Source organism: Streptomyces scopuliridis RB72, assembly GCF_000718095.1.
GTDB lineage: Bacteria > Actinomycetota > Actinomycetes > Streptomycetales > Streptomycetaceae > Streptomyces > Streptomyces scopuliridis.
Window position 1 is genome coordinate 116,504 of record NZ_JOEI01000001.1, and the last position, 25,968, is coordinate 142,471.

Sequence of the window (25,968 nt, forward strand, 5' to 3'; positions counted from 1 at the left end):
CATCAGCGGAGAGCGCTCTCCGTGGCCGCCCCCGGTGACCGCCCGGGAGGCCCGGACACCGTGATCACCGCGCTGAGCGGCAGGTCTCCGGCCGACCGGCCGCCGCGCAGCAGCAGCTCGCCCGGCACGGTCTCCCAGCGGTGGCGCTCCATCGACCAGCGCTCCGTCGCCCGGCCGTCCACCCGTACCACCGCGACGACTTCCTCGCCCGGGTCCGCGACGACCGCCGCGTAACCGACGAGTCGCCGCACGGGTGGTTCGCCCGTGAGCGAGGGCCCGGCCGCATAGAGCTGGACCACCTCACGGCCCCGTCTGGGGCCCGTGTTGCGCAGCCGTATCCGTACGTCGAAGGGCCGGCCCGCGATCACCTCGGACGGTGCCTCCATCGCCCCGTACGACCAGCCGGTGTAGCCCAGACCGTGGCCGAACCAGTAGGCGGGAGAGGTGCCCGAGCGCAGCCACGCGCGATAGCCGATGAACGGACCCTCGGCGTAGTGGAGTCGACCCCGCTCCGGTCGGATGCGCAGGACGGGCACGTCCTCCTCGGCAGCCGCCCAGGTGGTGGGCAGCCGGCCGCCCGGCTCGGCGTGGCCGAACAGTACGTCGGCCAGCCCGTCCCCGGCCTCCTGCCCCGGGAACCAGGCGAGCAGCAGCGCGGGCACCTCGGCGCGCCAGGGGAGTGCGACGGGGCCGCCCGTGTTGAGGATCACGACCGTACGGGGATTGGCGCGGACCACGGCCCGTATCAACGCGTCCTGGCCGTCGGGCAGTCCGAGCGTGTCGCGGTCGCGGCCCTCCGACTCGCTCTCCTCGGTGGTGCCCACGACGACCACGGCGGCGTCCGCGTCCCGGGCCGCGGCGACGGCCGAGGCGAGCGCCGTCGCGGCGTCGCCCAGGGGCGGGGCGGCGGCCAGGATCGTCGCCACACCGGTGCCGGGGGCGAGTCCGCGCCGGGCGACCACCTCCACCTCCTCTCCGGCCGCCAGCGCGGTACGTACGGACCGGTACGGCGGGGCGACATGGACCCGGGTCGGATCGTCGGAGTCCAGCGGGAAGGTGCCCGACAGCAGGGTCCGGCCCGCGACGGCGAGGGAGAGCGGTCCCCAGCCGCCGACCGCGAGCGTCCACTCGCCCTCCTGGCGGGGCCGGATCAGGGCCCGGATCTCCACGGTCTCCGCGCCCGCCACCCTGGCCGGTTCCACGATCCGGCCGGACAGCCGGTGCTCCGCGTGGAGTTCGGCGCCGTCGGCGTCCAACAGCCGTACCAGTACGCCCGGTTCACCGCTGACGGGATCGCGGGTGGGCGGCCCGTCGGTCCGTACCGGATCCAGCGGCCTGGGCAGCGCGCTCGGGGGCAGGCCGGGGGAGTACGTCACCTCGGCGGTCCCGGCCAGGGCCGCCCTGATGCCGTCCAGCGGCGAGACCAGCGAGGCGGGGAACACCTCCGCGCTGCCGCCGCCCTGGATCCGTACCGCCGCGGCATGCGCCCCGATGACCGCGACGGAGCGCAGCCGCGCGGGGTCGAGGGGCAGCAACTCCCCGTCATTGCGCAGCAGGACGGTGCCCGCGGCGACCGCACGGCGCAGCAGCGCGCGGGGCGGGGCCCCGGGCGCGGCAGTCGGCGGGTCCGTCGGCCGCCGTACCCGGGGTGGACCGCCCAGGGCGCCCACCCGGTCGGCCAGCCGGAGCAGTCGCCGTACCTTGTCGTCGATCCGTTCCATGGGGACGAGCCCCTGCTCCACGGCGGCACGCAGCCCGTCCGCCCATGGACCGCCGGGGCCCGGCATCGCCAGGTCCTGCGCGGCGCGGGCCGTGTCGAGCAGGGAGCGCACCGCGCCCCAGTCGGAGACGACCGGGCCGTCGAAGCCCCACTCGCTCTTGAGCGGCTGTTCCAGCAGCGGCGCCGCCGCCATCGTGACCCCGTTGACCTGGTTGTACGCGGACATCACCACCCGGACACCGGCCTCGACGGCGGCTTCGAAGGGGGCGAGATAGACCTCGCGCAGCGTCTGTTCGTCCACCCGCACATCCACGGTGAGCCGGTCGGTCTCCGCGTCGTTGGCGACGAAGTGCTTGGCGGTGGCCGCGACACCGCCGGACTGGACGCCGCCGATCAGCGCGGCGCCGGTGCGCCCCGTCAGCAGCGGGTCCTCGGAGAAGCACTCGAAGTGCCGCCCGCCCAGCGGTGACCGGTGCAGATTGAGGGTGGGCGCGAGCAGGACGTCGACGCCCTTGCGCCGGGCCTCCGTGGCGAGCAGTCCGCCCAGCTCGGCGGCCAGTTCGTCGTCCCAGGCGGCGGCGAGCGCGGTGGGGGAGGGCAGGACGAGCGAGGTGTCCCGTTCGTCCCAGGCGTCGCCGCGTACCCCCGCCGGCCCGTCGGAGAAGGTGAGCGCCCGCAGTCCGATGGCCGGTTCGGCGTACGTGCGCCAATTGCTCGCGCCCGTCAGCAGACGCACCTTCTGTCCGAGATCCAGCTTCTCCAGCAGATGGCCGATCTCTTCGCCGGTCAGGCCCGCCCCGTCCATGCCTGCTCCGTTCAGCCCCGCCGCGTTCTTCCCCGCCCCGTTCATGCCTGCCCCCTTCGCGCGATGGGAGAGCGCTCTCCCGCTCCCCTCGCACAGATTCCCCGGACCCCGGCGGCCCTGTCAACGGCGGCCAATATGCGGCTCCTTGAGACGCGGCCGGGTCCGGGGTGGCACGCTGAGTGCTCAGGGGCGGCCGGGGAGTAGCTGAGGTCTTGTCATGATCTGTGACAAGCCTCTAAGTTGGCCGCCTGTGACGTGTCCTACAGCCAGTGGGGGAGCCCAGCCATGGCCGCAACCGGTCGGCACCGCCGATACCAGCCGAGCCGTATCAACCGCGCGTCCCTGACTGTGACAGCCGGCGGTGCGGGGATGGCGCTGCCGTTCATCGCCGCGGGTACGGCACACGCGGCCTCGGTCGATGTCTGGGAGAAGGTCGCGGCCTGCGAGTCGACCAGCAACTGGCAGATCAACACCGCTAACGGCTACTTCGGCGGGCTCCAGTTCACCCAGTCCACCTGGGAGGCGTACGGCGGCGGGAGTTACGCCCCGCGCGCCGACCTCGCGACCAAGGACCAGCAGATCGCCGTCGCGGAGAAGGTGCTCAAGGGGCAGGGCCCCGGCGCCTGGCCCGCCTGCTCGGTCCGCGCCGGACTGGCCCGGGGCGGCGACGCGCCGGACATCACGCCGGACCAGGCCCGCGACGCCGCGAACGCGCCCCGTACGGCGACCCAGCAGACCAGCGGCCCGATCCGGACGAAGAGCGCGCCCGTCGCGCGTGAGAAGGCGTCGCCCACCTCCGTGCCGACCCAGCGCGAGGGCTACACCGTCGCCCGTGGCGACTCGCTCTCCGAGATCGCCGTCGACGAGTCGGTCAAGGGCGGCTGGCAGCGGCTGTACGAGGAGAACCGCCGGCTCATCGGCAGCGACCCCGATCTGATCTTCCCGGGCCAGAAGCTGGTCCTGCATGTCCAGGCGCCGCCGAAGGGCAGCGCCCCCGCCCAGCCCAAGACGCGGCCCGCCCCGGCCGAGAAGCCGAAGCAGACGGCGAAGCCCGTCGCCCAGCCCAAGCCCGCCGCCCCGCCGAAGCAGGCGGAGAAGCCCAAGGAAGCCGAGAAGCCCCAGCAGGCGGAGAAGCCGAAGGAGACCGAGAAGCCGCGGCAGACCGAGAAGCGCGAGCAGGCCAAGACGCCCGTCCGCGCCGAGAAGCCGAAGACGGCCGGGGCCACCGCCCCGGTCTCCGCCTCCACCGGCACGCAGTACCGCCAGTCCGGCTCCTGGGCCAGCGGCTATCACACGGGCGTGGACTTCCCCGTCCCCACCGGCACGTCGGTGAAGGCCGTCGCCGCCGGTCATGTGGTCTCGGCCGGCTGGGAGGGGTCGTACGGCTATCAGGTCGTCATCCGGCACGGAGACGGCAAGTACAGCCAGTACGCGCATCTCTCCGCGCTCAATGTGCGCGAGGGCCAGCAGGTCGGCAGCGGCCAGCGGATCGCGCGGTCAGGATCCACCGGCAACAGCACCGGACCGCATCTCCACTTCGAGATGCGTACGGGGCCGGGGTACGGATCCGACATCGACCCCCTCGCCTACCTGCGAGAGCGCGGCGTCAGGATCTGACGGGGCCTCGGCGTCGTCCGGCGGCCGGTCCCATGAAGACGGCCGCGCGGCCGGTGACCCCGCCGTGTGCTGCCGTGCCTCAGGTGTCCGTGCCGTCTGTACGGCGAGACGCTCGGTGGTGAGCAGGATCAGCCCGCCCGCCGCGACCACACCCGAGCCCAGCGCCAGGACCGTACCGGGCACGTCGTACCGGAACTGCTCGTCGAACAGCGTGAGTCCCACGGCCGCGGCCACCACCGGATTGACGACGGTCACCGTGGCCAGCGGCGCGGCCAGCCCCGCGCCCCGGTAGGCGGCCTGCGAGAGCAGCAGCCCGCAGGCCGCGAGGACCGCGATCACCACCAGGCTCGGCGCCTGCGCGGTCGGCGCCTCCGAGGTCCAGTCCATGGCGACGGTCTTGGTGAAGACCGAGGCGACCCCGAACGCGGCACCGGCCGCGCCCGCCAGCAGCATGCTCCGTACGACCGGGCGCCGCACCACCCGCGCGACCAGGAAGAGCAGCCCCACGGCCCCGAAGGTGGCCGCGGCCAGCACCAGCCGCTCCCCGCCGGCCAGCGACCGGGAGGCGGCGCCGTCGGTCAGCGCCAGCAGTCCGGCCAGCCCCACGGACGCCATGAGCGCGCCCCGCCAGGCGGTGTGCCCGGCCCTGCGGCCGACGAAGAGCGCCGCCATGGGCAGCGCGAAGACGATCGTGAGCGCACCGAGCGGCTGGACCAGGCTGAGCGGTCCGTACGCCAGCGCGACGACATGCAGCGCCGCGCCCAGGCCGTTGAGGGCCACGGCGGCCCACCAGACCCCGTGGTGCAGGGGTGCGTACGGGAGGTCGGGGGTGTCCGTCGCGACGCGTTCCTGGAGGATCGCTCCGGCGGCGTAGGCGACCGCCGAGACCAGGGACAACAGCACGGACAGCGCGAGTGCACTCATGGGGCCACGATCTCTCGCCGGCGTGATTTCGGCGTCGTCCTGTAGAGGTCATTCCGGCGTACTGCTGTCGTAGTACAGAGTGGGGCGGGATGTAGTCCTATGGAGGGGATGGGCGGGATGGACCGGGTGGAAGGTACGGACCGGATCGGGCCGGCGGACCTGGAGCCCGTCCTGGCGCGGGTCGCGGCCGTGGGCGGATTCTTCGCCCTGCGCACGGGAGCACCCGCCGCCGGCCATGCTCCGCTGGCCCGGGTGTACGCGGGCGACATCGCCCCGCTCACCGCCCGCGTCGACAAGGTCGCGGCCCGGCTGCGCGCGCCCGAGCGCAGGATCGGTGCCTCCGTGGCGCAGCTCGGCCTCGCGGCCCGGCTCTGGTCGATCGCGCTCGGCGGCGCCGTACTCGCGGACACGGTCCCCGATCTGGACCCGCGCCGCCTCCACTGGGACCCGGAGCTGACCTCACCGGACGATCTCCTGCTGACCGGCCCGCGCGCGCTGCCCGGCACCGCCGAGGCCGTGCGCGAGGTGGTGCAGTACGGCCATCTCGTCCCGCTCGCCGAGGCCCTGCGACGCGATGGCCGGATCTCGCCCCGGCTGCTGTGGGGAAACGCGGGCTCCGCGCTGGCCGGAGCCGTACGGGAACTGACCGTCTGGGGAGAGGCGAACGGCAGGCCGGAGGTGGCGGAACGGGCCGGGGCGCTGGCCGCCGAGCTGTTCGCCCACCCGGACCTGCGCGGCACGGGAGATGCGGTGGCCGGATCGTTTCGCCGGCGCAGCTGCTGTCTCTACTACCGGTGCCCGTCGGGCGGGCTGTGCGGGGACTGCGTCTTCGACCGGCCACCGCGGCGGTCTTCCGCACGGACGGTTTCCGGGTGACCATGACAGGGCTGCGATCGCCGGGCGAGGACGGGGGGATGGCGTGAGACTCGGGCTGCTCACCCGCGAGTATCCACCGGATGTCTACGGCGGAGCCGGCGTCCATGTGGAGTTCCTGGCACGGGAGTTGCGCTCCCTAACCGAGCTGGAAGTGCACTGCTGGGGCGGCGACGAGGCGGATCCCGCGGCCGGGGTGGTACGCCACCGGGCCGCCGCCGGACTCGACGGAGCCAATGACGCGCTGCGCACCTTCTCGGTGGACCTGGCGATGGCCGCCGCCCTGGAGGGCCGCGAACTGGTCCACTCCCACACCTGGTACGCCAATCTCGCCGGCCATGTCGCCAAGCTGCTCTACGGCATCCCGCATGTGATGACCGCGCACAGCCTGGAGCCGCTGCGCCCCTGGAAGGCCGAGCAGCTCGGCGGCGGTTACGCCCTCTCCAGCTGGGCCGAGCGCACGGCCGTCGAGGGCGCGGACGCCGTCATCGCCGTCTCCCGGGGCATGCGCGACGACATCCTCGCCTGCTATCCCTCGCTCGACCCGGACAGGGTGCGGGTCGTCCACAACGGCATCGACACCCGCCTCTACCGCCCGGACCGGGGGACCGCCGTACTGGACCGGATCGGCATCGACCCCGACCGCCCCTTCGTGCTCTTCGTCGGCCGTATCACCCGCCAGAAGGGCGTCCCGCATCTGCTGCGCGCCGCCCGCGCCCTCGACCCCGGCGCCCAGCTGGTGCTGTGCGCGGGCGCCCCGGACACCCCCGAGATCGGTGCCGAGTTCCGTGAGCTGGTCGAGGAGCTGGGGCGCACGCGCGACGGTGTGCACTGGATCCCTGAGATGCTGCCGCGCCCCGAGGTGATCCAACTCCTCACCCACGCGGCGGTGTTCGCCTGCCCCTCGGTGTACGAGCCGCTCGGCATCGTCAATCTGGAGGCGATGGCGTGCGGCACGGCCGTGGTCGCCTCGGCGGTGGGCGGAATCCCCGAGGTCGTGGACGACGGCGGTACCGGACTGCTCGTGCCGTACGACGAACGCCACCCGGAAGCCTTCGAGTCGGGCCTGACCGAAGCGCTCAACCGCGTGCTCGACGATCCGGAGTCGGCGGCCCGGATGGGGGCGGCCGGCCGGCGGCGCGCGGTGCGGGAGTTCGGCTGGGACCAGGTGGCCCGCCGTACGTACGCGGTGTACGAGGAGCTGCTCACGTCCGAATAGTGCGAAACAGGTCCGGAACAGGTCCGAACAAAGGGAGCGGCCATGCGCGGTGGACCTTCGGTGCTCGGGATCGTACTGGCCGGCGGGGAGGGCAAGCGCCTGCTGCCGCTCACCGCGGACCGGGCCAAACCGGCGGTGACCTTCGGCGGTACGTACCGTCTCGTCGACTTCGTCCTCTCGAATCTCGTGAACGCCGACATCCTGCGCATCTGCGTGCTCACGCAGTACAAGTCGCACTCACTGGACCGCCATGTCAGCACCACCTGGCGGATGTCCAGCCTGCTCGGCAACTATGTGACCCCGGTCCCCGCCCAGCAGCGGCTCGGACCGCGCTGGTATCTGGGCAGCGCGGACGCGATCCTCCAGTCCCTCAACCTCGTCCATGACGAACAGCCGGACTACATAGCGGTGTTCGGCGCCGACCATGTGTACCGGATGGACCCCCGGCAGATGCTCGGACAGCACATCGAGAACGGCGCGGGCGTCACCGTCGCCGGCATCAGGGTGCCGCGCGCCGAGGCCTCGTCCTTCGGCGTCATCACCCCCGCCGCGGACGGCACGCAGGTGCAGGGCTTCCTGGAGAAACCGGCCGACCCGCCCGGTCTGCCGGGCGACCCCGAGCGGGTGTTCGCCTCGATGGGCAACTATCTCTTCACCACGAAGGTCCTGGTCGACGCCCTGCACCGGGACGCCGAGGACGAGAACTCCGTACACGACATGGGCGGTTCGATCCTGCCGATGCTCACCGAGCGGGGCATGGCCCAGGTCTATGACTTCCAGGACAACCACGTACCGGGCGAATCACCGCGCGAGCACGGCTACTGGCGGGACGTGGGCACGCTCGACTCGTACTACGACGCCCATATGGACCTGATCTCGCACCACCCCGCCTTCGACCTCGACAACCGCCGCTGGCCCATCTACACCCACTCCGACCAACTCCCGCCCGCGCGCTTCGTGTCGGGCGGCATCGCGAGCGAGTCGATCGTCGGCCCCGGCTGCGTCATCCGAGGCCAGGTCACCCGCTCCGTGCTCTCCCCGGGCGTGGTGGTGGCGGAGGGCGCGGTGGTGCAGGGCTGCGTGCTGCACGACAACGTACGGGTGGGACGCGGAGCGGTGGTGCGCGGCTCGATCCTCGACAAGAACGTGGACGTACCACCGGGCGCGACGATCGGCGTCAACCCGGGCCGCGACCGGGAGCTGTACACCGTCTCCAAGAACGGGATCATCGCACTGGGCAAGGGACAGGTGGTCGCCTGACGCTCATGGCCGGACGCGGCTTCGGTCCCGTACCGGCGCCGCCGCCCCGGCGTAGGCAGGCTTCGGCCGGTCCGGTGTCAGCCGGCGGATGATCATGGGCGTCACGAGCATCACGACCAGCAGTCGCAGGCTCTGCACGGTCGACACCAGGGCGACATCCCCGTGGGAGGAGACCGCCGAGGCGAGGACCGCGTTGATCCCTCCGGGGGTCGTGGCGAGATAGGCGTCCATCAACGGAGTGCCCGTCGCCCTGGCGAAGATCCACGCCATCCCGGCGCAGCCGAGGCATACGGCTGTCATCCCGGCCAGGATCGACGGCAGCAGCCCCCGTACGCGTCGGAGCGCCTCACGGGTGAAGCGCACCCCGACGTCCATCCCCACGAGGACGAAGACGACGTCCTGAAGCATCCCGGCGGGCGCGAAGGCCGGGATGACGCCGCTCATGGTGGCGACGAGGGCCGCCAGCATGGGCCCGATCAACGCCGGTGTGGGAAGACGCAGCCGACGCCCGGCCCAGACGCCCGCCACCGAAACGGCGGCGAGCGCCAGCAGACCGGTCAGCTGGTCCGGCCCCGCGACCGGATGGAACAGCCCGAGGCCCGGCCAGGACCCCGATCCGCCGCCCGCAGACCCCGACGACGAGGCGCTGGCCATCCAGTGGGCGAGCAGCGGCGCGGTCGTCGCGACCAGCCCCACGCGGAGGTACTGGTTGAAGGCGACGAGCCGGACATCGGCCTTGAGTTCGTCGGCGCAGGTCACGATCCCGGCCGAGCCGCCCGGCATCATGCCGAGGACCGCGCTCGGCCGGCTGATCCGCCCCTTGCGTGCGAGGAACCACGCGACGGCGACACTGAGTCCGATCGTGGCCGCCGTGACCGCGGTGAGCGGCAGCGCGGACGGCGCCGCCGACATCAGGGCGGACGGCGTCAGATGGCTGCCCATGAGCGCGCCCACCAGCGCCTGGGACGTCCGGTTCGCGGGCCCGGGAAGCCGGTCGCGGACCCGGCCCGACAGCGCGAGCACGGCGCCCACCAGCAAGGAGGCCAGGAGATACGGCGAGGGAACGCCCAGGGCGGAGCCCACGAGCCCGGCCGCGTAACCACCCGCGATGATCAGTGCCCAGCGCCGCGCGGACACGGAGCCGGGCGCTCGTACGCGGGTGACCTCTGGGGCGGGCTTCGGCGCGGGGGCACGCGGGAGTTCCCGCGTGCCCGCGCTCTCCCGCTCCCGCACGGACGTCGGAGCCACAGTGCCGCCTTTCGCCGGGGGTGACAGGTCCCGCGGGCTGGGCACCCCACGGGACGTCGGAAGCTCCACTGTGCGGGGTCCGGCCTGTGCGGCCGCTGAGAGCGGCTGAGCGAACGCTGAGACGCCCCTGAGAGCACGCTGAGAGCGCGGCGGCCGACCAGGAGAAAGGGCCGCTGGCCTCGGAATTCCCTACACTCGGTAGGGGTGATCAGCACTCCGGCTGACCCCCGCCGATCGGTGCACGAGGAGATCCGGGTGCGGGTACTGGTGGTCGAGGACGAACCGCACATCGCCGCCGCGGTCGAGCGAGGGCTGCGCGCCGAGGGCTTCGGTGTGGACACCGCCGAGGACGGCGAGAAGGGGCTGCTCCTCGCACGGCGCAACGAGTACGCGGTGATCGTGCTGGACCTCATGCTGCCCGGACGCAACGGTTACGACGTCTGCCGCACGCTGCGCGCCTCCGACGTCATGACGCCCGTACTGATCCTGACGGCCAAGGACGGCGAGTACGACGAGGCCGACGCGCTCGACCTGGGCGCCGACGACTATCTGACCAAGCCCTTCTCGTTCGTGGTGCTGCTGGCCCGCATCCGCGCGCTGCTGCGCCGCGGCGCCCCCCAACGCCCCGCCGTGCTGACCGCCGGTGACCTGTGGCTCGACCCCGGTGCCCATCGCTGCGGCCGCGGTGAAAGCCTTCTCGAACTCACTCCGCGCGAGTTCGCCCTGCTGGAGTATCTGCTGCGGCACCCCGACACGGTCGTGAGCAAGACCGAACTCCTCGCCGAGGTCTGGGACGCCTGGTTCGAGGGCGACCCGAACATCGTCGAGGTCTACGTCGGTTATCTGCGACGCAAGATCGACACCCCCTTCGGCCGCGCCGCCATCGAGACCGTGCGAGGCGTCGGCTACCGGCTGGACGGGAAGGGCGGCTGAATGCCTCCGCGCCGGCTCCGCCTCCGCGTGCGCACGCGGTCCGCCCGATGGCCCCGGCTCACGAGACGACTGACCCTGCGTTCCCGGGTGACCCTCTGGGCCACCTCGATCGTCGCCGCGGCGACGATCCTGGCCGGCGTCGGTCTGCTGCTCGGGCTGAGACACTCCACCTGGCGGGATCTGGATGACATCGCCGCCCAGCGTGTCTCGTACGTGTCCTCCCTGGTCGAGCACGGCCAACTGCGCGGTCTCATCCCCTCGACCGGCGGGGAGGCGGACGTGGTGCAGGTAATCGACGCCTCGGGACACGTGCTGGCGAGCTCGGACTCCGAAGTCCGGCCCGGAAGCCGCAGCGGCTTCCCGCATCCGCTGCCCCCGGGGCTCCTCGACGGTCGTCCCATGACGCTGCACAACCTGGCGGGAATCGGCGACGGAGGCGACTTCCGCGTCAGAGCGCAGCCGGTCCAGGTGGACGGACGCCCCGCCACGATCGTCGCGGCCGTATCCCTGGCCCAGCCGGAGCGCACGCTCTCCAGCCTCCTCACCGCGCTCGCCATCGGCATTCCGGTGCTGATCGCCCTGGTCGCCTGGACGATCTCCGTCACGACCCGGCGCACCCTGCGCCCCGTCGAGACGCTGCGCCGCCAGGCCACCGACATCAGCGCGACCGATCTGCACCGCCGCCTGGACCTGCCCGCCTCCCAGGACGAGATCCACGCCCTGGCGGTCACCCTCAACGACATGCTCGCCAGGCTCGACGCGGCCTCCGCCGCGCAGAGCCGCTTCGTCGCCGACGCCGCCCATGAACTGCGCAGCCCCCTCACCGCGATCCGCGCCCAACTGGAGGTGCTGGCCGGCTACCCCGATCCGGAGCGCGACCCCCTGGTGGCGGCGGCGCTGCTGGAGGACACCGAGCGGCTGAACGATCTTGTCGAAGACCTGCTGGCGCTGGCCAGAAGCGAGGATCCCGCACCGCGGAGACCGCACACCGTCGTCGACCTGGACGAAGTGGTCCTCGCCGAGGTCCGTCGGCAGCACGGCCTGACCGACACCGGCATCGACGCCCGCGGGGTCTCGGCAGGCCGTGTACGGGGGGACGCCGAGGCGCTGCGCCGCGTCGTACGCAACCTTCTCGACAACGCCCGCCGCCACGCCGCTCACCAGGTGCGGGTCACCCTCACCGAACGCGGCGGCACTGTCGAACTGACCGTCAGCGACGACGGGGCGGGCATCCCGCCCGCAGACCGCGCCCGGGTCTTCGAACGCTTCACCCGCCTCGACGAGGCCCGCTCCCGCGAGGCGGGCGGCTCGGGCCTCGGCCTCGCCATCGTGGGCAGGATCGTCACCACCCACGGCGGCACGGTCCATGCCGACGAGGACCCCTCACCCGAAGACGGCGGCCTCGGCGGTGCCCGCCTGGTGATCCGTCTGCCCTCCGCGGACCAGCCGGACTGACGGCCGAACGCGCTCGACGGTCGCGGGTCCGGGAACTTCCGGCGCCGGGCCGACGGTGCCGCGGTCACCCGCTGCCGACCGTGCTCTCCCGCTCCACCAGCCGGAAATCGGCGCGGAGTTCACGGGCGCGTGTGGCTCCGGGGGTGCCGGCGGGGGTGCCGGCCCCGCCGGTAGCCTCCTGGCCGTCCGTGGGGCCCGGCGTTCCGTGCAGCCGCTCCACCACCGACTGCACGGCGAGGCGGGCGATGGTCTGCTTGTCGGGCGAGATCGTGGTCAGCGTCACCGCGCCGTAGCGGCCCTCGGTGATGTCGTCGAAGCCCACCACCGCGACATCCTCGGGAACCCGCAGCCCGCGCTCCGACAGCACCCGCATCGCGCCGACGGCGATCAGGTCGTTGTACGCGAAGACCGCGTCCGGCAGTACCCCGGAGTCCAGCAGCCGTGCCATCGCCGCGGCGCCGTCCGGGTGGTCCCAGCCGCCCGTCGGCGCGATCATCGAGTCCGGCGCGGGCAGCCCGGCCTCGGTCAACTCCGCGCGCCAGCCGCGCAGTCGCAGATGCGAGGGCTCATTGACCCGGTCGGTCCGCGCGCCCAGAAAGGCGATCCTCGAACGGCCCACGGCGAGCAGATGCCGTATCGCGGACCTGGCCGCCGCGACATTGTCGATCGCGATGTGGTCGTACGGCAGGTCGTACTCCCGCTCGCCGAGCAGTACGAGCGGCGCGTCGTGGTCGCGGCCGAGCAGGTCCTCCCGTTCCAGCTCGATGGGGCTCAGGATCAGCCCGTCGATGACCCGCGCCCGGAAGCCCTGGCTGACCAGGATCTCCTGTTCCCGGCGGCCCCCGGTGTGGTCGAGCAGCACGGTGTACTCGTGCTCGGCGGCCACATCGATGACCGCGCCCGCCAGTTCGGCGAAGTACGGGTTGCCCAGCTCGGGCACCGCGAGCGCGAGGATGCCCGTACGGCCCTTGCGCAGATGGCGGGCCGTCAGATTCGGCCGGTAGCCCAGCTCGTCGATCGCCCGCTGCACCTTCGCCCGCATCGCCGGGGTGACATGACGGTAGTTGTTGACCACATTCGAGACGGTCTTGATGGAGACGCCCGCTCGTTCCGCGACGTCCTTGAGGCTGACGGACACCCGCACTTCCCCTCCGGGGCGGGCCCGCGGGCTCGCCCCGTGTCCTGTTCGTACATCGATGCACATAGCGCCGGCCCGGGCTCTGTCCTGACTCTGGACAGCGGGCGGAACGGCATGTTGTCATGCCAACTGCCGTTCCTTCCAACGTTGTACAGACTGTCGCAACGAGCCGCCACCCTCAGCTACAAGGAGGACATGTGCGCATCCGAAGAAAACTGGCCCTCTTGCTCGCCGCCGTTCTGGGCTTCGCGGGACTCACCGCGGTCCCGGCGGCCTCCGCCGCGGACGACACGGCCGAGGCCCATGGGCTCAAGGGCGAGTACTACACCCACTCCGCCCCCGGAGCCTTCGACTTCCATGAACTCAAGGCCACCGGGTTCGACCCGTCCATCGACTTCGCCAATTTGGAACCGCGGCTGACGGCTGCCACCGGGCAGGCCGACGATGTCAGCGTGCGCTGGACCGGGAAGATCGTTCCGGCCACCACCGGCGCGCACACCTTCTCGATGATCGGCGACAACGGATTCCGGCTCTGGATCGACGGCCGGATCGCCATCGACCACTGGGTCGACGACTGGGACAAGGAGCAGACCTCCCCCTCCGTCGACCTCACCGCGGACCGCGCCTACGACATCAAGGTCGAGTACTTCGAGCACCACGGAGGCTCCAGCCTCCGTCTGAGGTGGACCGAGCCCGGCGGCAGCAAGCGGCCGGTGCCCCAGTCCGCGTTCCGGCTGCCCGACGGCTTCGCGTACGACGGCGCCACCGCCGCCACCGTACTGCCGGACGGCCGCACGCTGCGCCTCGACTTCGTCCAGAAGCTCGCCGCCCCGCCCGCCGGCCTCGCCTCCCATCTCAGCGCGGTCATCGGCGGCGCCGCATGGCCGCTGGGGAGCGTGAAGCGCGACCCCGAGGACGCCAGACGGCTGCTGGTCACCCTGAAGGAACCGGTCGTCGGCAAGGGCGGCTCGGCCGATCTGCGCTACGACGGCGCCGGCGGCCTCACCGCCCAGCAGGGCAAGCCCGTCGCGGCCTTCTGGAGCAGCGGGCCCAACACCTCGGAGTACGACCTCTCCACCCCCTGGGCCAAGGACGTACGCCCCGGGAACGCGCACCCCGAGTACCCCCGGCCGCAGCTGACCCGCGACGCCTGGCAGAACCTCAACGGACAGTGGCAGTTCGCCGCCGCCGAGAAGGGCGAGCGCCCGCCGGTCGGCACCACACTGCGCGAGCGGATCCTCGTCCCGTACCCCGTGGAGTCGCAGCTCTCCGGGATCGAACGGCACGAGGACCGGATGTGGTACCGCCGCACCTTCACCGTGCCGCCGAACTGGCGGATAGGCCAGGACAAGCGGCTGAACCTCAACTTCGACGCCGTCGACTGGCAGGCCGAGGTCTACGTCAACGGCGTCAAGGTGACCGAGCACAAGGGCGGTTACGACCGGTTCAGCGCCGATGTCACCGACGCCCTCAAGCCCGGCCGCACCCAGGAACTGATCGTCGGCGTCTATGACCCGACCGACGCCGCGGACGGCGAGAACCCGCCCATCGGCAAGCAGCGCCTGGACCCGAGCGGCATCTGGTACACCCCCTCGTCCGGTATCTGGCAGACCGTCTGGATGGAACCGGTCGCCGCCGACCATGTCGGCTCGCTCAAGCTCACCCCCGATGTCGCGGGCGAGAAGCTCGCCGTCGAGGTGCGCGGGATCCGGGACGGTGTGCCGGTCACGGCCACCGCGTACGACGGCAAGCGCAAGGTCGGCACGGTCACCGGCCGCACCGGAAGCGCGCTGAGCGTGCCGGTCCGCGACCCGCGCCTGTGGTCGCCGGACGATCCCCATCTCTACCGGCTGGAGGTGACGGCCGGTAAGGACAAGGTCGGCAGCTACTTCGGGATGCGCTCCCTCACGGTCGAGAAGGTCGACGGTGTGCCGCGTACGGTGCTCAACGGCAAGCCGACCTTCCTGATGGCCACACTCGACCAGGGCTTCTGGCCCGACGGGCTGCACACCGCGCCGACCGACGAGGCGCTCGCGTACGACCTCAAGTCACACAAGAAGCTCGGGTTCAACTCCGTACGCAAACACATCAAGGTCGAGCCCGACCGGTGGTTCTACTGGGCGGACCGGCTCGGACTGCTGGTCTGGCAGGACATGCCGGCGATGAACACCATCACACCGAACGCCGCGTCCCGTGCCCAGTACGAGCACGAGATGAAGAAGATGATCGACCAGCACAGCAGCAGCCCGTCGGTGGTCATGTGGGTCACCTTCAACGAGGGCTGGGGCCAGTACGACCAGGCGCGGATCGCCGACCAGGCCAAGGCGTGGGACCCGAGCCGGCTGGTCAACAACATGAGCGGGGTCAACTGCTGCGGCGCGGTCGACGGCGGCAATGGCGACATCGCCGACGCCCACGGCTATCCGAGCCCGCAACTGCCCGCGCCGGACGGGAAACGGGCGCTGGTCAGCGGGGAGTACGGCGGACTGGGGCTCGCGGTGCCCGGCCACGCCTGGCCGGTGCAGCACACGTATGTGGGCGTCGACCAGGCCGCGTACACCGATGAGTATCTGGCCCAGCTCGGCAATGTCCGCAAGCTCGCCTGCCAGGGGAGCAATGGCGCGGTCTACACCCAGATCACCGATGTGGAGGGCGAGCTGAACGGACTGCTCACCTACGACCGCAAGGTGATGAAGCCCGATGTCAAGCGGCTCAAGGCGGCGCACGAGGCGCTGATCCGTGACGCCTCCGACCCGGCGTCGATGGAGTGCGCCACCTCCTGATCCGCCCCTGACCCCGGTCCGCCCGCACTCCGGGCGGGCCGGGGCTCACGCACGCCGGGCCCCATGAGCGCCGGCCCTTATGAACACCGTGTGACCCCGGGAATAGGCTGGCCGGTGATCCACCTTGAATCTGCTGTTGCCGAATCCGCCGTGGGCGGGGGCGGCAGCGGAAACCACCGGCCAGAGCGAGGAGCGCCCATGCCCAAGGCCACGTCCAAGGCGTATGTCTTCACCCGGCACGGAGGTCCGGAGGTGGAGACCTTCGCCGACCGGCCGACGCCGAGCCCCGGCCCCGGCCAGCTGCTGGTGGCCGTACGCGCGGCGGGCGTGAACCCGGTCGACTGGAAGCTGCGCGGCGGCTACCGCCGGCCCGGCTCCCCGCCCGCCTCGCTGCCCGAGACGCTGGGCAGCGAGGCCGCCGGTGTGGTCGAGGAGATCGGCGCGGGCGTCGAGGGCTTCGCCGTCGGTGACGCGGTCTTCGGCTCCACCCTCACCGGCGGTTACGCGGAGTACACCCTCCTGCCGGTCGCGATCACCGCGCACAAGCCGGACGCGCTGTCGTTCGCGGACGCGGCCGTACTGCCGGTCGCGGCGGCGACAGCGTACGACGCCGTGCGCCAGGCCGATCTGCCACCCGGCGCCACCCTGCTGATCACCGGCGCCGGCGGGGGAGTGGGCGTGGCCGCCGTGCAGCTCGCGCGCGGCTCCGGCCTGCGGGTCATCGGCACCGCGAGCGCGGGCAAGAAGGAGTTCGTCGAGTCCCTGGGCGCGGTCCATGTGCCGCCGGGACCCGACCTCGCCGCGCGCGTACGGGCCGTGGCGCCCGACGGTGTCGACGCCGTCCTCGACCTTGTCGGCGGCGACACTCTCCGGGCCGCGGCCGAGCTGCTCGTGGACCGTACGAAACTGTTCAGCGTGGCGGACAAGGCGACGGTTCCCCAGCTGGGCGGCGCGGTGGTCGTACGGCAGCGGACGGCCGCGGTCCTCGACAAGGTCGCGAAGCTCGTGGTCAGCGGCGCCCTGCGGCCGTTCGTGACCCGGACCTTCCCGCTGGAGCGCGCGGACGAGGCGCTGCGTGCGGTCGAGGCGGGGCACGTCCAGGGAAAGATCGTGATCGAGGTCGGCGCATGAGCGGCACACCCGGGTCCATATCCCGCACGTCCGCGCCCCGTGCGCCGGAGCCGTCCCCGGCCGTGCCGGGCCACCCGCTGGACCATCCCGCGCTGGCCTCGCTCACCGGACCGCACGCGCGCTTCGCCGAGCGGCGCGGCCGGCTGCTGCGCTATCCGCCCGATGTCTCGCCGTGGCTGGCGCTGCCCGACGCCCCCGACGCCGCGGACTGGGCCGACGCCGCCGCGCTCGCGGGCCCCGGCGGATCCGTGGCGCTCGCCGGATACCGCGTTCCGCCGCCCGAGGACTGGGAGATCACCTTCAGCGCGGACGGGGTGCAGCTCGTCGGCACGGACGTCGAGACCGCCCCGGACGAGGAGGCCGTACGCCTCGGTCCCGCCGATGTACCGGAGATCCTCGACCTGGTCGAGCGCACCCAACCGGGCCCGTTCCTGGCGCGCACCATCGAGATGGGCACGTATCTCGGCATCCGCCGCGAAGGGGCGCTGGTGGCGATGGCGGGGGAGCGGCTGCATCCGCCGGGCTGGACCGAGATCAGCGCCGTCTGCACCGACCCCGCGTTCCGCGGCCAGGGCCTGGCGGCCCGCCTCGTCCTCGCCGTCGCCGACACCGTCCGTGCCCGCGGTGAGCGGCCGTTCCTGCACGCGGCGGCGTCCAACACCAACGCCATCCGGCTCTACGAGACGCTCGGCTTCCGGCTGCGCCGGACGACGAGGTTCCTCGGGGCCCGGGTCCCGGCCGGTGAGTCCCGGGGCGTCGAGGCCGGGGCCGGGACCGGCTAAGATAGTGGGATTTTGTTGGCCCCCGGCGCGTCGGTATGCTCCTGACCTGCGGGGATGGCCGCAATAGCCACGAAAAGCCCCATCGGGGACTCCGGCGTACGAGTGACCCCGGTGTACGAGTGAGCGAGGAACGGCAACAGCGATGACGGTGACAGAGGACAGCCCGGCGTACGGCGACAGCCTGCCGTATGCCGAGAGCCAGGAGTACGGTCCCGGCATCGACCCCGAGCGCATGGCCGTCTGCCTGGCCGTGCTCGACGAACTCGACAAGCTGGACGTCGACCACCCCGACGCGATCGCGGTCCGGCGGGCCACCGCCGGGATCTACCGGACCGTCAAGCAGCGCCGCCGCCAGGAGCGCAGGGCCGCCAAGACCGCCCATGACAAGGCCGTCACCGAAGCCACCGCCACCGGCTCCGCCGAGCGCATCGACGACGAGACCCAGGGCCTGCTGCCCTCCTCCTCGGTCAGCGGCGAGATCGCGGGCGTACTCCAGCGCCCCCGCTCCTGCTACATCTGCAAGACCCGCTACACCGAGGTCGACGCCTTCTACCACCAGCTCTGCCAGTCGTGCGCCGCCGAGAACCGCGCCCGCCGCGACGCCCGTACGGACCTCACCGGACGGCGCGCGCTGCTCACCGGCGGCCGGGCGAAGATCGGGATGTACATCGCGCTGCGGCTGCTGCGCGACGGCGCCCACACCACCATCACCACCCGCTTCCCGGGCGATGCCATCCGCCGCTTCAAGGCGATGCCGGACAGCGACGAGTGGATCCACCGCCTCAAGATCGTCGGTATCGATCTGCGGGACCCCGCGCAGGTCGTCGCCCTGGCCGACTCCGTGGCCGCCGAGGGCCCGCTGGACATCCTGATCAACAACGCCGCGCAGACGGTACGCCGCTCACCGCAGGCGTACAGCGAGCTGCTGGCCGCCGAGTCCGCGCCGCTGCCCGCGGGTGAACTCCCCGCCTCCCAGGTCATCGGCGCGTTCGGCAGCGGTGCCCAGGCCGTCCTGCCCGCCGCAGGCGCCGAGGCGCTCAGCGCCTCCGACGTCACCGGACTCGCGCTCGTCGGCGGCTCGGCCACGCTCGCCAGGATCGAGGCGGGCACGGCGATCGACGCCGGGGGGCTGGTGCCCGACCTGCACGACACCAACAGCTGGGTCCAGACGGTCTCCGAGGTCGACGCGGTCGAGCTGCTCGAAGTCCAGTTGTGCAATTCCACCGCGCCCTTCATCCTGATCAGCAGGCTGCGTCCCGCGATGGCCGCGGCCGAGGCGGCCCGTGCCTACGTGGTGAACGTCTCCGCGATGGAGGGAGTCTTCAGCCGTGGTTACAAGGGCGCGGGTCATCCGCACACCAACATGGCCAAGGCGGCGCTGAACATGCTGACCCGTACCAGCGCCCAGGAGATGTTCGAGAGCGACGGCATCCTGATGACCGCCGTCGACACGGGATGGATCACCGACGAGCGCCCGCATCCGGACAAGATGCGCCTGGCGGACGAGGGCTTCCACGCCCCGCTCGACCTGATCGACGGCGCGGCCCGGGTGTACGACCCGATCGTGCGGGGCGAGAGTGGCGAGGATCTGTACGGCTGCTTCCTCAAGGACTACGCGCCCGCCAACTGGTGACACGCGATCCGGCGGCCGGCGGACTCATCACCCGTCAGGTGACCACCGGCCCGGAGGCCGTGGGCCGAGTGGCCGGAATTTCACTCGAATGCGAGCCCTATCGAGCGGGTTGGCGCTCATATGGTTACTCTGGTGCGAACGGACGGCCAAGCAGGGGGATACACCATCCCCACGGCTGTGCTGGGACAGGCCCACTACCAAGGCCGCGGTCCCGTCCGACAACGGCGCCACCGCGACGGAAACGTGTCCTGTCCCAGAGTTACGCGACACAGAGGAGTGCGCGGTGACACCAGACCTCACAAAGCACGAGCAGCGTCCGGCGGAGTACGGGGAACGGACCCGCCGGCCCGAGAAGCTCGGCAATCTCGAAGTGTGGGCCAGGTCGGCCCCGATCAGACTCGCCGGCTACGAGGACGACCTCGCGGAGCCGCACATCCTGCCCGGGATCGACTGACACACCGGATCGACCGAAGGATCGCCGCACGTCCCGTATCCCGCGCCGACCGGGGTACGGGACGACGCGTGAGACCCGTACGACGACGGCGACTTCAGGCGCCGGCGGTGATCCGGCGCAGCGTGCGGCCGAGCCGTTTCGCGTACCAGCTCTGGAGGACCGGCACCAGCGGGCCTCCGAGCCGGGTGTACCAGCGGCCCGGCCTGCTGAACGCCATCACCGTGAACCACACCGAGCCGTCCTCGCGCAGGTCGACGACGAAGGACTCCTCGCCGCACTCCGGGTGGCCGGCGAGCGTCCCGTAGCCGAAGCCGGTGCGCTCCTTCCCGTACTCCGCCCACACCACCTCGCACGGAGCGCTCAGCCGCAGCGGGCCCGCGCCGACCGAGACCTCCACGGAGGTGCCGGGCTCCGCCCATGGTGAGCCGGCCCGTACGCGCGCGCCGGCCCGGCGGTGCAGACGCCAGGTGGTGAGGGCGGCTCCGGCCGCGTCGTAGTCGGCGCGGCCCCGGCCGACCCTGGTCCGGTGGTGGAGATGGTGGTAGCCGTCGGGGAGCGGCCCGAGCCGGGTCGCGCCGACCTCGCGGTAGCTGAAGGCGCCGCCGCCGGCGCTGTCGGCCGCGGAGCTCCCGTGGGCGGGGACGGACTGCATGGGGCGGTCTCCTTCAGTCATCGCGGACAGAGTACGGACCGCGGCCGGAGGGGCCGCCGGCCACCGGCGGCGTAGTGCGCGAAGAGCGGGCGCGGCGGCGCTCCGCGGCGGCTTCGGTGATCGCCGTCCCGTGCGGAGGATCGTCGGTGTACCGGGCTTCATGATCCGGCTGACCAGCACGGACATCCCCACCACCCCCCGGACTTGAACATGTTCAAGTATCGCGACGAGCGTATGCCGCTGTCTGAACCTGTTCAAGTCCCGGGCGCGTCGTCCCTGTTCCCGCTTGCGGGGTGGAGAGGTATCCGGCACACATAAGGGGACATCCATGGAGGAAGAGTCGGGAGATTCTGGTGCGCTCACCCCACCGTCGTCGGTATGTCACGCTCGCCGTGCTGTCCGCGGGGATTCTGATCACGGCCGGCTGTGGCGGGGACGAGGGTGGCGAGGATGTGGCGAGCGCCGAGGAACTGCTCCTCCAGCCGGCCGCCGACCCGGGCCCCGATCCGTTCACCCGGTCCACCGTGAGCCCTGATTCCCTGATGAGTCCGGCGGTCCGGCCCCCGTCGCCGGACGCCAGGGGCGGCGCGAGCGGCACCGTACGGACACCCCGTGCCCTGCCGGGCTCCACGCCGGGGCTCTACGGCGGCACCTCCGCCGCCAGCTGTGAGGTGGAGCGGCAGACCCGTCTCCTCACCCAGGACCGGACGAAGGCCCGCGCTTTCGCCGAGGGAGCGGGGGTCACCCAGGCGTCCGTCCCCGACTTCCTGCGCGGACTGACCCCCGTGGTGCTGCGGCCCGACATCCGTGTGACGAGCCACGGCTACCGCGAGGGGTCCGCCGCCGCCTTCCAGTCCGTCCTGCAGGCGGGCACCGCCGTCATGGTGGACAACCGGGGCGTGCCCAGAGTGCGCTGCGCCGACGGCAGCCCGCTGAGCCCGCCGATCGCGGCCAAGGGCTCCGTGCGCTACAGGGGAGCGCAGTGGAAGGGCTATCAGCCCGAGCGGGTCGTCGTCATCAACCGCTCCCCCGAGGTCATCACCAGCCTGATCATCGTCGACCTGGCCGCCAATACCTGGGTCGAGCGGCAGATCGGCACCGAGGGCCGGCGGGACAAGCCGCCCCAGGTGCCGCCGCGATACGGTCCTGAGGCCGACATCACGGACCCGGAAGCGGTGAGGCCGCCGGGGCCCGGTATGCCCGAGGCCCCCGCGGGCGTGGGGCCGGCGTCCGGTGATGCCCCGCGGGACAGGTCCACGCCGGGCCGTGGCCGGGCCGTGCCGGACCAGCGGCGGGACGCGCCGCTCGTACCGGACGACGGGGTGCTCCCGCCCGACGGGCCGGTGGAGCCGGAGCCGGGCGGCGGAGACCTCGCGCTGTCCGACGAGGACATCCTGACGGGCCCGGACGACCCCGCGGCGCTCCCCGGCGACGAGTTGTCCGCCCCGTCGCCGGACGGCGGGGGGTCCGGAGACGAACTGATCGGTCCCGACGCGTTCGCGGGCTGACCGGAGGGTCCGAGGCTGACAGGACCACTCGAAGAATCCGACAAATGATGACAGAGTGTCCCCATGGTTGAACGGGAAGCGGGTCCCCTGTCGCTCCCCGACGACTGGCCCGCCCATCCGCACATCAGTCTGTCCCTCAACCGGATGGGCACGTTCGACTGGCATCTCGACAGCGGGCTCCTCCATCTCGACGGCCCCGCCCTCGCGGTCCTCGATCTGCGCCCCGACGAGTACGACGGGCGGCTGAGCAGCCTGGAGGCGCGGGTGTCGCGGAGCGAGGGCAGCCGGCTGAACGAGGTGGTGGAGCGGGCGCTGCGGGACGGCAATGTCACCTACGGCGCGTACCTCCGTATCCGGCGGCGGGACGGAAACCTGCGCTGGACGCACACCCAGGGCGCCATCCGCCGTGATCCGGCCGGCCGGCCCTACCGCGTCATCGGCATCGTCCGCGACGCCACCCAGGAACTCGCGGACTCGGCCGCGCGGCTCGAACTGAGCGCGGTGCGCCGGGTGCGGACGAGTGTCGTCGAGGGCACGGCCGCCGCGCTCGCCCACGCCAGGACCGTCCAGGACGTCATCGACGTACTGAAGGACTCCCACGGCCTGGCACATCTCGGGGCCAGCAGCCTGGTCATGGGGCTGATGGAGGCGGGCCGCATCCATCTGGTCGCCGAGGGCCCCGAGGGCTCCTATGTACCGGGGACGCGGGTCACCCGTACCGACGAGCATTACCCGATGAGCGAGGTGGTACGCACGCTCGTCCCGCGCTTCATCGAGTCCGCCGAGGAGTTCGCGGAGCGCTACCCCGTGCTGTGGCCGCACATCAGCGGGCTGGGCATCAACGCCGCCGCCTATCTGCCGCTGATCGCCCAGGCGCGGCCCATCGGCGCCCTCGGGCTGCTCTACCAGGAGAAGAGCGGCTTCACCGCCGAGGACCGCAATCTGCTGGTCGCGCTCGGCAGCAGCATCGCCCAGAGCCTCCAGCGCGCCGTGCTCTTCGAGCAGGAACACGATCTGGCCGAGGGGCTCCAGCAGGCGATGCTGCCCCGCCGGATCCCCGCCGTGCCGGGCGCCGAGATCGCCGTCCGCTACCGCTCGGCCCGGCTCGGCCGCGACATCGGCGGCGACTGGTACGACGTGATCCCGCTGCCGGGCGGCCGGGTCGGGGCGGTCATCGGCGACGTACAGGGCCATGACACCCACGCGGCCGCCGTGATGGGACAGCTGCGTATCGTGCTGCGCGCGTACGCGGCGGAGGGGCACGCGCCGGCCACCGTGATGGCGCGGGCCTCGGTCTTCCTCCATGAACTGGACACGGACCGCTTCGCGACCTGCACCTACGCGGAGGCCGACCTCGGCACCGGAGTGATCCAGCTGGTCCGGGCCGGCCATGTCGATCCGCTGATCAGGGACACCGACGGCGACTGCCGCAGACTGCCGGTGCCCGGCGGGATGCCGCTCGGCCTCTCCGCGGCCTTCGGACAGCTCGACTACCCGGTGGAGACGATCGAACTGGACCCCGGTCAGGCCCTGTTGCTCTACACGGACGGTCTGGTGGAGCAGCCGGGCGCCGATCTGGACGACGGGCTGCAACTGCTGGCCGCGCTGGTACGGGACGGTCCGCGCGATCTCCAGCTGCTGGCCGACCGGCTCTGTGAGGTGGTGGACGCGCGGGGCGGCGAGGACGATGTCGCCGTGCTGCTGCTGCGCCGGGGCGGCGCGCGCGCCCCGCGCTCGGGCGGCCGGCTCCAGCAGCAGGTCGCGCAGCGCGACCCGGAGGGGCTGAGGACCGCCCGGCACATGATCCGCGCGGCGGTGGCCGCCTGGGGGGCCAGGGAACGCTCCGACGAGATCGAGCTGGCCGCCGACGAGCTGATCACCAACGCGCTGCTGCACACGGACGGCGGGGCCGTGGTGACCGTACGGGTGCTGCCGGGGGTGGAGCGACGGATGCGGGTCGAGGTCGAGGACGGTTCGAGCGCTCTGCCGCACCGCAGGGACGCCGGGTTTTCAGGGGTCTCGGGGCGCGGACTCCAGCTCGTGGAAGGGCTGGCGGACGAGTGGGGTGTGGAGTCGCGCGGCAACGGCAAGTGCGTGTGGTGCGAGTTCATCGTGCCGGACCGGCCGTCACGTTGAGCGGTTTTCGTCGTTAACTGTAGGTGACTTGATCGTACTTGACCGTAACCGAACAAAGGCGATTGGCTGTGCCCGTCGCCGTACCTCGCCTCTAGGACCTGGGGTTCCCTTGACCACCGAGCTGCTGGCACCTCTCGATCTGGCCTTCTGGCATCTCGAATCCGCGGACCATCCCATGCACCTCGGCGCGCTCGCGGTCTTCACCGCGGCGCCCGGCACGGCCGGCGGAGCGGGCGTGCTGGAGCTGCTCGCCGCGCGCGCCGCCGCCATCCCCCGGCTCAGGATGCGGGTACGGGACGTCTGGCTGCCCGTCGGCGGCGCGGCCTGGGCGGTGCACAAGGAGTTCGACGTGCGCCGGCATGTGCGCCGGCTGCCGCTGTCCGAGGGGGAGTTCGCGACGGAGGCGGCGCGGCTGGCCGGGGAGTTGATGGAACGTCCGCTGGAACGCGGCATTCCGCCATGGGAGATGTATGTCCTGACGGCGGAAGGCGACGGCGGTGGCGGCGCGGGAGGGGAAGCGGCGGGCGGCGGCCGGCCCTTCGCCGTCCTGGTGAAGCTGCACCACGCGCTGGCCGACGGCATCCGCGCCGTCGCCATCGGCGCCGGCATCTTCGACCAGATCGCCGACGCGCGGGCGGCCGGGGGCCGCCGGGCGCGCCCGGTGCCGCCCCGGTCCTGGCTGCCCGGCCCCTGGCAGGTGGCCGGGCTGGCCAGGGGCCGGATCGAGGAACTGGGCCGCGCGGTCGGAATCGGCGCCTCGGTCGTACGGGCCAGCCGGCTCGACCCGCGCGGTACGCCCGCGCTCACCGCCGGATCCAGCGGCACACGGCGGCTGGCCACCGCCCTGCTCGATCTGGAGGACGTCCAGCGGATCCGCAGGGCCGCGGGCGGCACGGCCAACGATGTCCTTCTCGCGACGGTGGCCGGCGCGCTGCGCCGCTGGATGCTCGAACGGGGCGAGCCGCTGCCCGCCGCCGCGCCGCGCGCGCTCGTGCCGGTCTCCCGGCGCCGACCGGGCAGTCCGCCCGGCTCAGGCAACAGGCTCTCCGCCTATCTCCTCGCCCTGCCGCTCGCCGAGGCCGACCCCCGGGCCAGGCTCGCCGCCGTACGCCGGGGCATGGACCGCAACAAGTCCGACGGACCCTCGCGCGGGGCCGGCGCGGTGGCCGTCCTCGCGGACCAACTGCCGCCGCTCGCCCACCGGCTCGGGGCGCCCCTCGCCGGCAGTGCGGCCAGAATGCTCTTCGACATCCTGGTGACGAGCGTCCCGCTGCCGCGCTCGACGCTCTCGCTCGGGGGCTGCCCGCTGCGTGAGGTGTATCCGATGGCGCCGCTCGCCCGTGGACAGTCCCTGGCGGTGGCGCTGTCCACCTACGGCGGGCGGGTGCATGTGGGGCTGGTCGCCGACGGCAAGGCCGTGCCGGATCTCGACCGGCTGGCGCGCGGGATGACCGACGAACTGCGGGAGCTGCTCCGGGTCACCGGGCCGAGCGGCCGGATCCGCTCCACCGACTCCGCCCGAGCGGCCCACAGGTAGCCGTAGAGAGCCCTGCGGAAACCTGAGAGATCGGACAGCTGGATGCGAACTTCCCGCAGATAGCTGCTTCTAGCTGCTTCATGAGTGTTGACGCGTTCAGTCATCCGATGAATATTCATCGTGATCGGCATGGTGATCGCCCTCGGCCGGGGGCGGTCGG

General features: G+C 72.3%; 19 protein-coding genes. 14 read left to right on the forward strand and 5 right to left on the reverse strand.

Translation table 11 applies throughout. The features are described from left to right. Positions 1-2: 2 nt before the first annotated feature. Complete coding sequence (locus IF11_RS0100460; protein WP_425315180.1) at positions 3-2,570, reverse strand: glycoside hydrolase family 3 C-terminal domain-containing protein; 2,568 nt, start codon at positions 2,568-2,570, stop codon at positions 3-5. A 240-nt stretch (positions 2,571-2,810) separates the two neighbouring features. Here IF11_RS0100460 and IF11_RS0100465 point away from each other — a divergent pair, with 240 nt between their 5' ends. Beyond that, positions 2,811-4,142, forward strand: coding sequence for a peptidoglycan DD-metalloendopeptidase family protein (locus IF11_RS0100465; RefSeq protein WP_030349318.1), 1,332 nt, complete (start codon positions 2,811-2,813; stop codon positions 4,140-4,142). On the opposite strand, the gene IF11_RS0100470 is transcribed toward IF11_RS0100465, so the two are convergent. Continuing rightward, a complete protein-coding gene (locus IF11_RS0100470; RefSeq protein ID WP_116641176.1) occupies positions 4,023-5,066 on the reverse strand; it encodes a DMT family transporter in 1,044 nt (347 codons plus the stop codon). The genes IF11_RS0100465 and IF11_RS0100470 overlap by 120 nt on opposite strands. A 117-nt stretch (positions 5,067-5,183) precedes the next feature. On the opposite strand from IF11_RS0100470, the gene IF11_RS0100475 reads away from it, so the two are divergent. Genes IF11_RS0100475 through glgC form a run of 3 tightly spaced genes read left to right on the forward strand, consistent with a single transcriptional unit; the run spans position 5,184 to position 8,418 of the window. Then, positions 5,184-5,942 carry a (2Fe-2S)-binding protein gene (locus tag IF11_RS0100475; RefSeq protein ID WP_051745293.1) on the forward strand — a complete coding sequence of 253 codons (759 nt, stop codon included), beginning with the start codon at positions 5,184-5,186 and terminating at the stop codon, positions 5,940-5,942. A 43-nt stretch (positions 5,943-5,985) separates the two neighbouring features. Further along, the gene (gene glgA, locus IF11_RS0100480; protein ID WP_030349321.1) at positions 5,986-7,158 is read left to right on the forward strand and encodes a glycogen synthase; all 1,173 of its coding nucleotides are present in this window, start codon (positions 5,986-5,988) and stop codon (positions 7,156-7,158) included. Between the two features lie 42 nt (positions 7,159-7,200). Next, complete coding sequence (glgC, locus tag IF11_RS0100485) at positions 7,201-8,418, forward strand: glucose-1-phosphate adenylyltransferase (protein WP_030349322.1); 1,218 nt, start codon at positions 7,201-7,203, stop codon at positions 8,416-8,418. A 3-nt stretch (positions 8,419-8,421) separates the two neighbouring features. Here glgC and IF11_RS0100490 read toward each other — a convergent pair whose 3' ends face one another. Beyond that, positions 8,422-9,666, reverse strand: a complete 1,245-nt coding sequence (locus IF11_RS0100490) for an AbrB family transcriptional regulator (protein WP_240627874.1) — start codon at positions 9,664-9,666, stop codon at positions 8,422-8,424. A gap of 255 nt (positions 9,667-9,921) precedes the next feature. Here IF11_RS0100490 and IF11_RS0100495 point away from each other — a divergent pair, with 255 nt between their 5' ends. Both IF11_RS0100495 and IF11_RS0100500 read left to right on the forward strand, forming a co-directional pair. Further along, a complete protein-coding gene (locus tag IF11_RS0100495; RefSeq protein ID WP_030349324.1) occupies positions 9,922-10,599 on the forward strand; it encodes a response regulator transcription factor in 678 nt (225 codons plus the stop codon). Between the two features lie 87 nt (positions 10,600-10,686). Continuing rightward, entirely contained in the window at positions 10,687-12,054 is a 1,368-nt protein-coding gene (locus IF11_RS0100500) for a sensor histidine kinase (RefSeq protein WP_051745245.1), read from the forward strand. Between the two features lie 64 nt (positions 12,055-12,118). Here the strand turns inward: IF11_RS0100500 and IF11_RS0100505 are convergent, their stop codons facing one another. Continuing rightward, complete coding sequence (locus IF11_RS0100505) at positions 12,119-13,192, reverse strand: LacI family DNA-binding transcriptional regulator (protein WP_030349326.1); 1,074 nt, start codon at positions 13,190-13,192, stop codon at positions 12,119-12,121. Between the two features lie 122 nt (positions 13,193-13,314). On the opposite strand from IF11_RS0100505, the gene IF11_RS0100510 reads away from it, so the two are divergent. The 5 genes from IF11_RS0100510 (at position 13,315) to IF11_RS41185 (ending at position 19,975) form a co-directional block, all read left to right on the forward strand. Continuing rightward, positions 13,315-15,975: a PA14 domain-containing protein gene (locus IF11_RS0100510; RefSeq protein WP_078490272.1), complete on the forward strand. Its 2,661-nt coding sequence runs from the start codon at positions 13,315-13,317 to the stop codon at positions 15,973-15,975. Positions 15,976-16,173: 198 nt separating this feature from the next. After that, the gene (locus IF11_RS0100515; RefSeq protein WP_030349328.1) at positions 16,174-17,106 is read left to right on the forward strand and encodes an NADP-dependent oxidoreductase; all 933 of its coding nucleotides are present in this window, start codon (positions 16,174-16,176) and stop codon (positions 17,104-17,106) included. Next, a complete protein-coding gene (locus IF11_RS0100520; RefSeq protein ID WP_078490273.1) occupies positions 17,103-17,888 on the forward strand; it encodes a GNAT family N-acetyltransferase in 786 nt (261 codons plus the stop codon). The genes IF11_RS0100515 and IF11_RS0100520 overlap by 4 nt, the downstream gene beginning before the upstream one ends. 142 nt (positions 17,889-18,030) lie before the next feature. Beyond that, the gene (locus IF11_RS0100525) at positions 18,031-19,521 is read left to right on the forward strand and encodes an SDR family NAD(P)-dependent oxidoreductase (protein WP_030349330.1); all 1,491 of its coding nucleotides are present in this window, start codon (positions 18,031-18,033) and stop codon (positions 19,519-19,521) included. A gap of 283 nt (positions 19,522-19,804) precedes the next feature. After that, positions 19,805-19,975 carry a hypothetical protein gene (locus IF11_RS41185; protein ID WP_165840683.1) on the forward strand — a complete coding sequence of 57 codons (171 nt, stop codon included), beginning with the start codon at positions 19,805-19,807 and terminating at the stop codon, positions 19,973-19,975. 94 nt (positions 19,976-20,069) lie between these two features. Here the strand turns inward: IF11_RS41185 and IF11_RS0100535 are convergent, their stop codons facing one another. Beyond that, entirely contained in the window at positions 20,070-20,627 is a 558-nt protein-coding gene (locus IF11_RS0100535) for a DUF1990 domain-containing protein (protein ID WP_051745247.1), read from the reverse strand. 353 nt (positions 20,628-20,980) lie between these two features. On the opposite strand from IF11_RS0100535, the gene IF11_RS36220 reads away from it, so the two are divergent. The 3 genes from IF11_RS36220 (at position 20,981) to IF11_RS0100550 (ending at position 25,808) form a co-directional block, all read left to right on the forward strand. After that, the gene (locus IF11_RS36220) at positions 20,981-22,135 is read left to right on the forward strand and encodes a DUF6777 domain-containing protein (protein WP_037726670.1); all 1,155 of its coding nucleotides are present in this window, start codon (positions 20,981-20,983) and stop codon (positions 22,133-22,135) included. Between the two features lie 63 nt (positions 22,136-22,198). Next, positions 22,199-24,271, forward strand: a complete 2,073-nt coding sequence (locus IF11_RS0100545; protein ID WP_030349333.1) for a SpoIIE family protein phosphatase — start codon at positions 22,199-22,201, stop codon at positions 24,269-24,271. A gap of 109 nt (positions 24,272-24,380) precedes the next feature. Continuing rightward, positions 24,381-25,808 carry a wax ester/triacylglycerol synthase family O-acyltransferase gene (locus IF11_RS0100550; RefSeq protein WP_037726672.1) on the forward strand — a complete coding sequence of 476 codons (1,428 nt, stop codon included), beginning with the start codon at positions 24,381-24,383 and terminating at the stop codon, positions 25,806-25,808. The last annotated feature ends 160 nt before the right edge of the window (positions 25,809-25,968 follow it).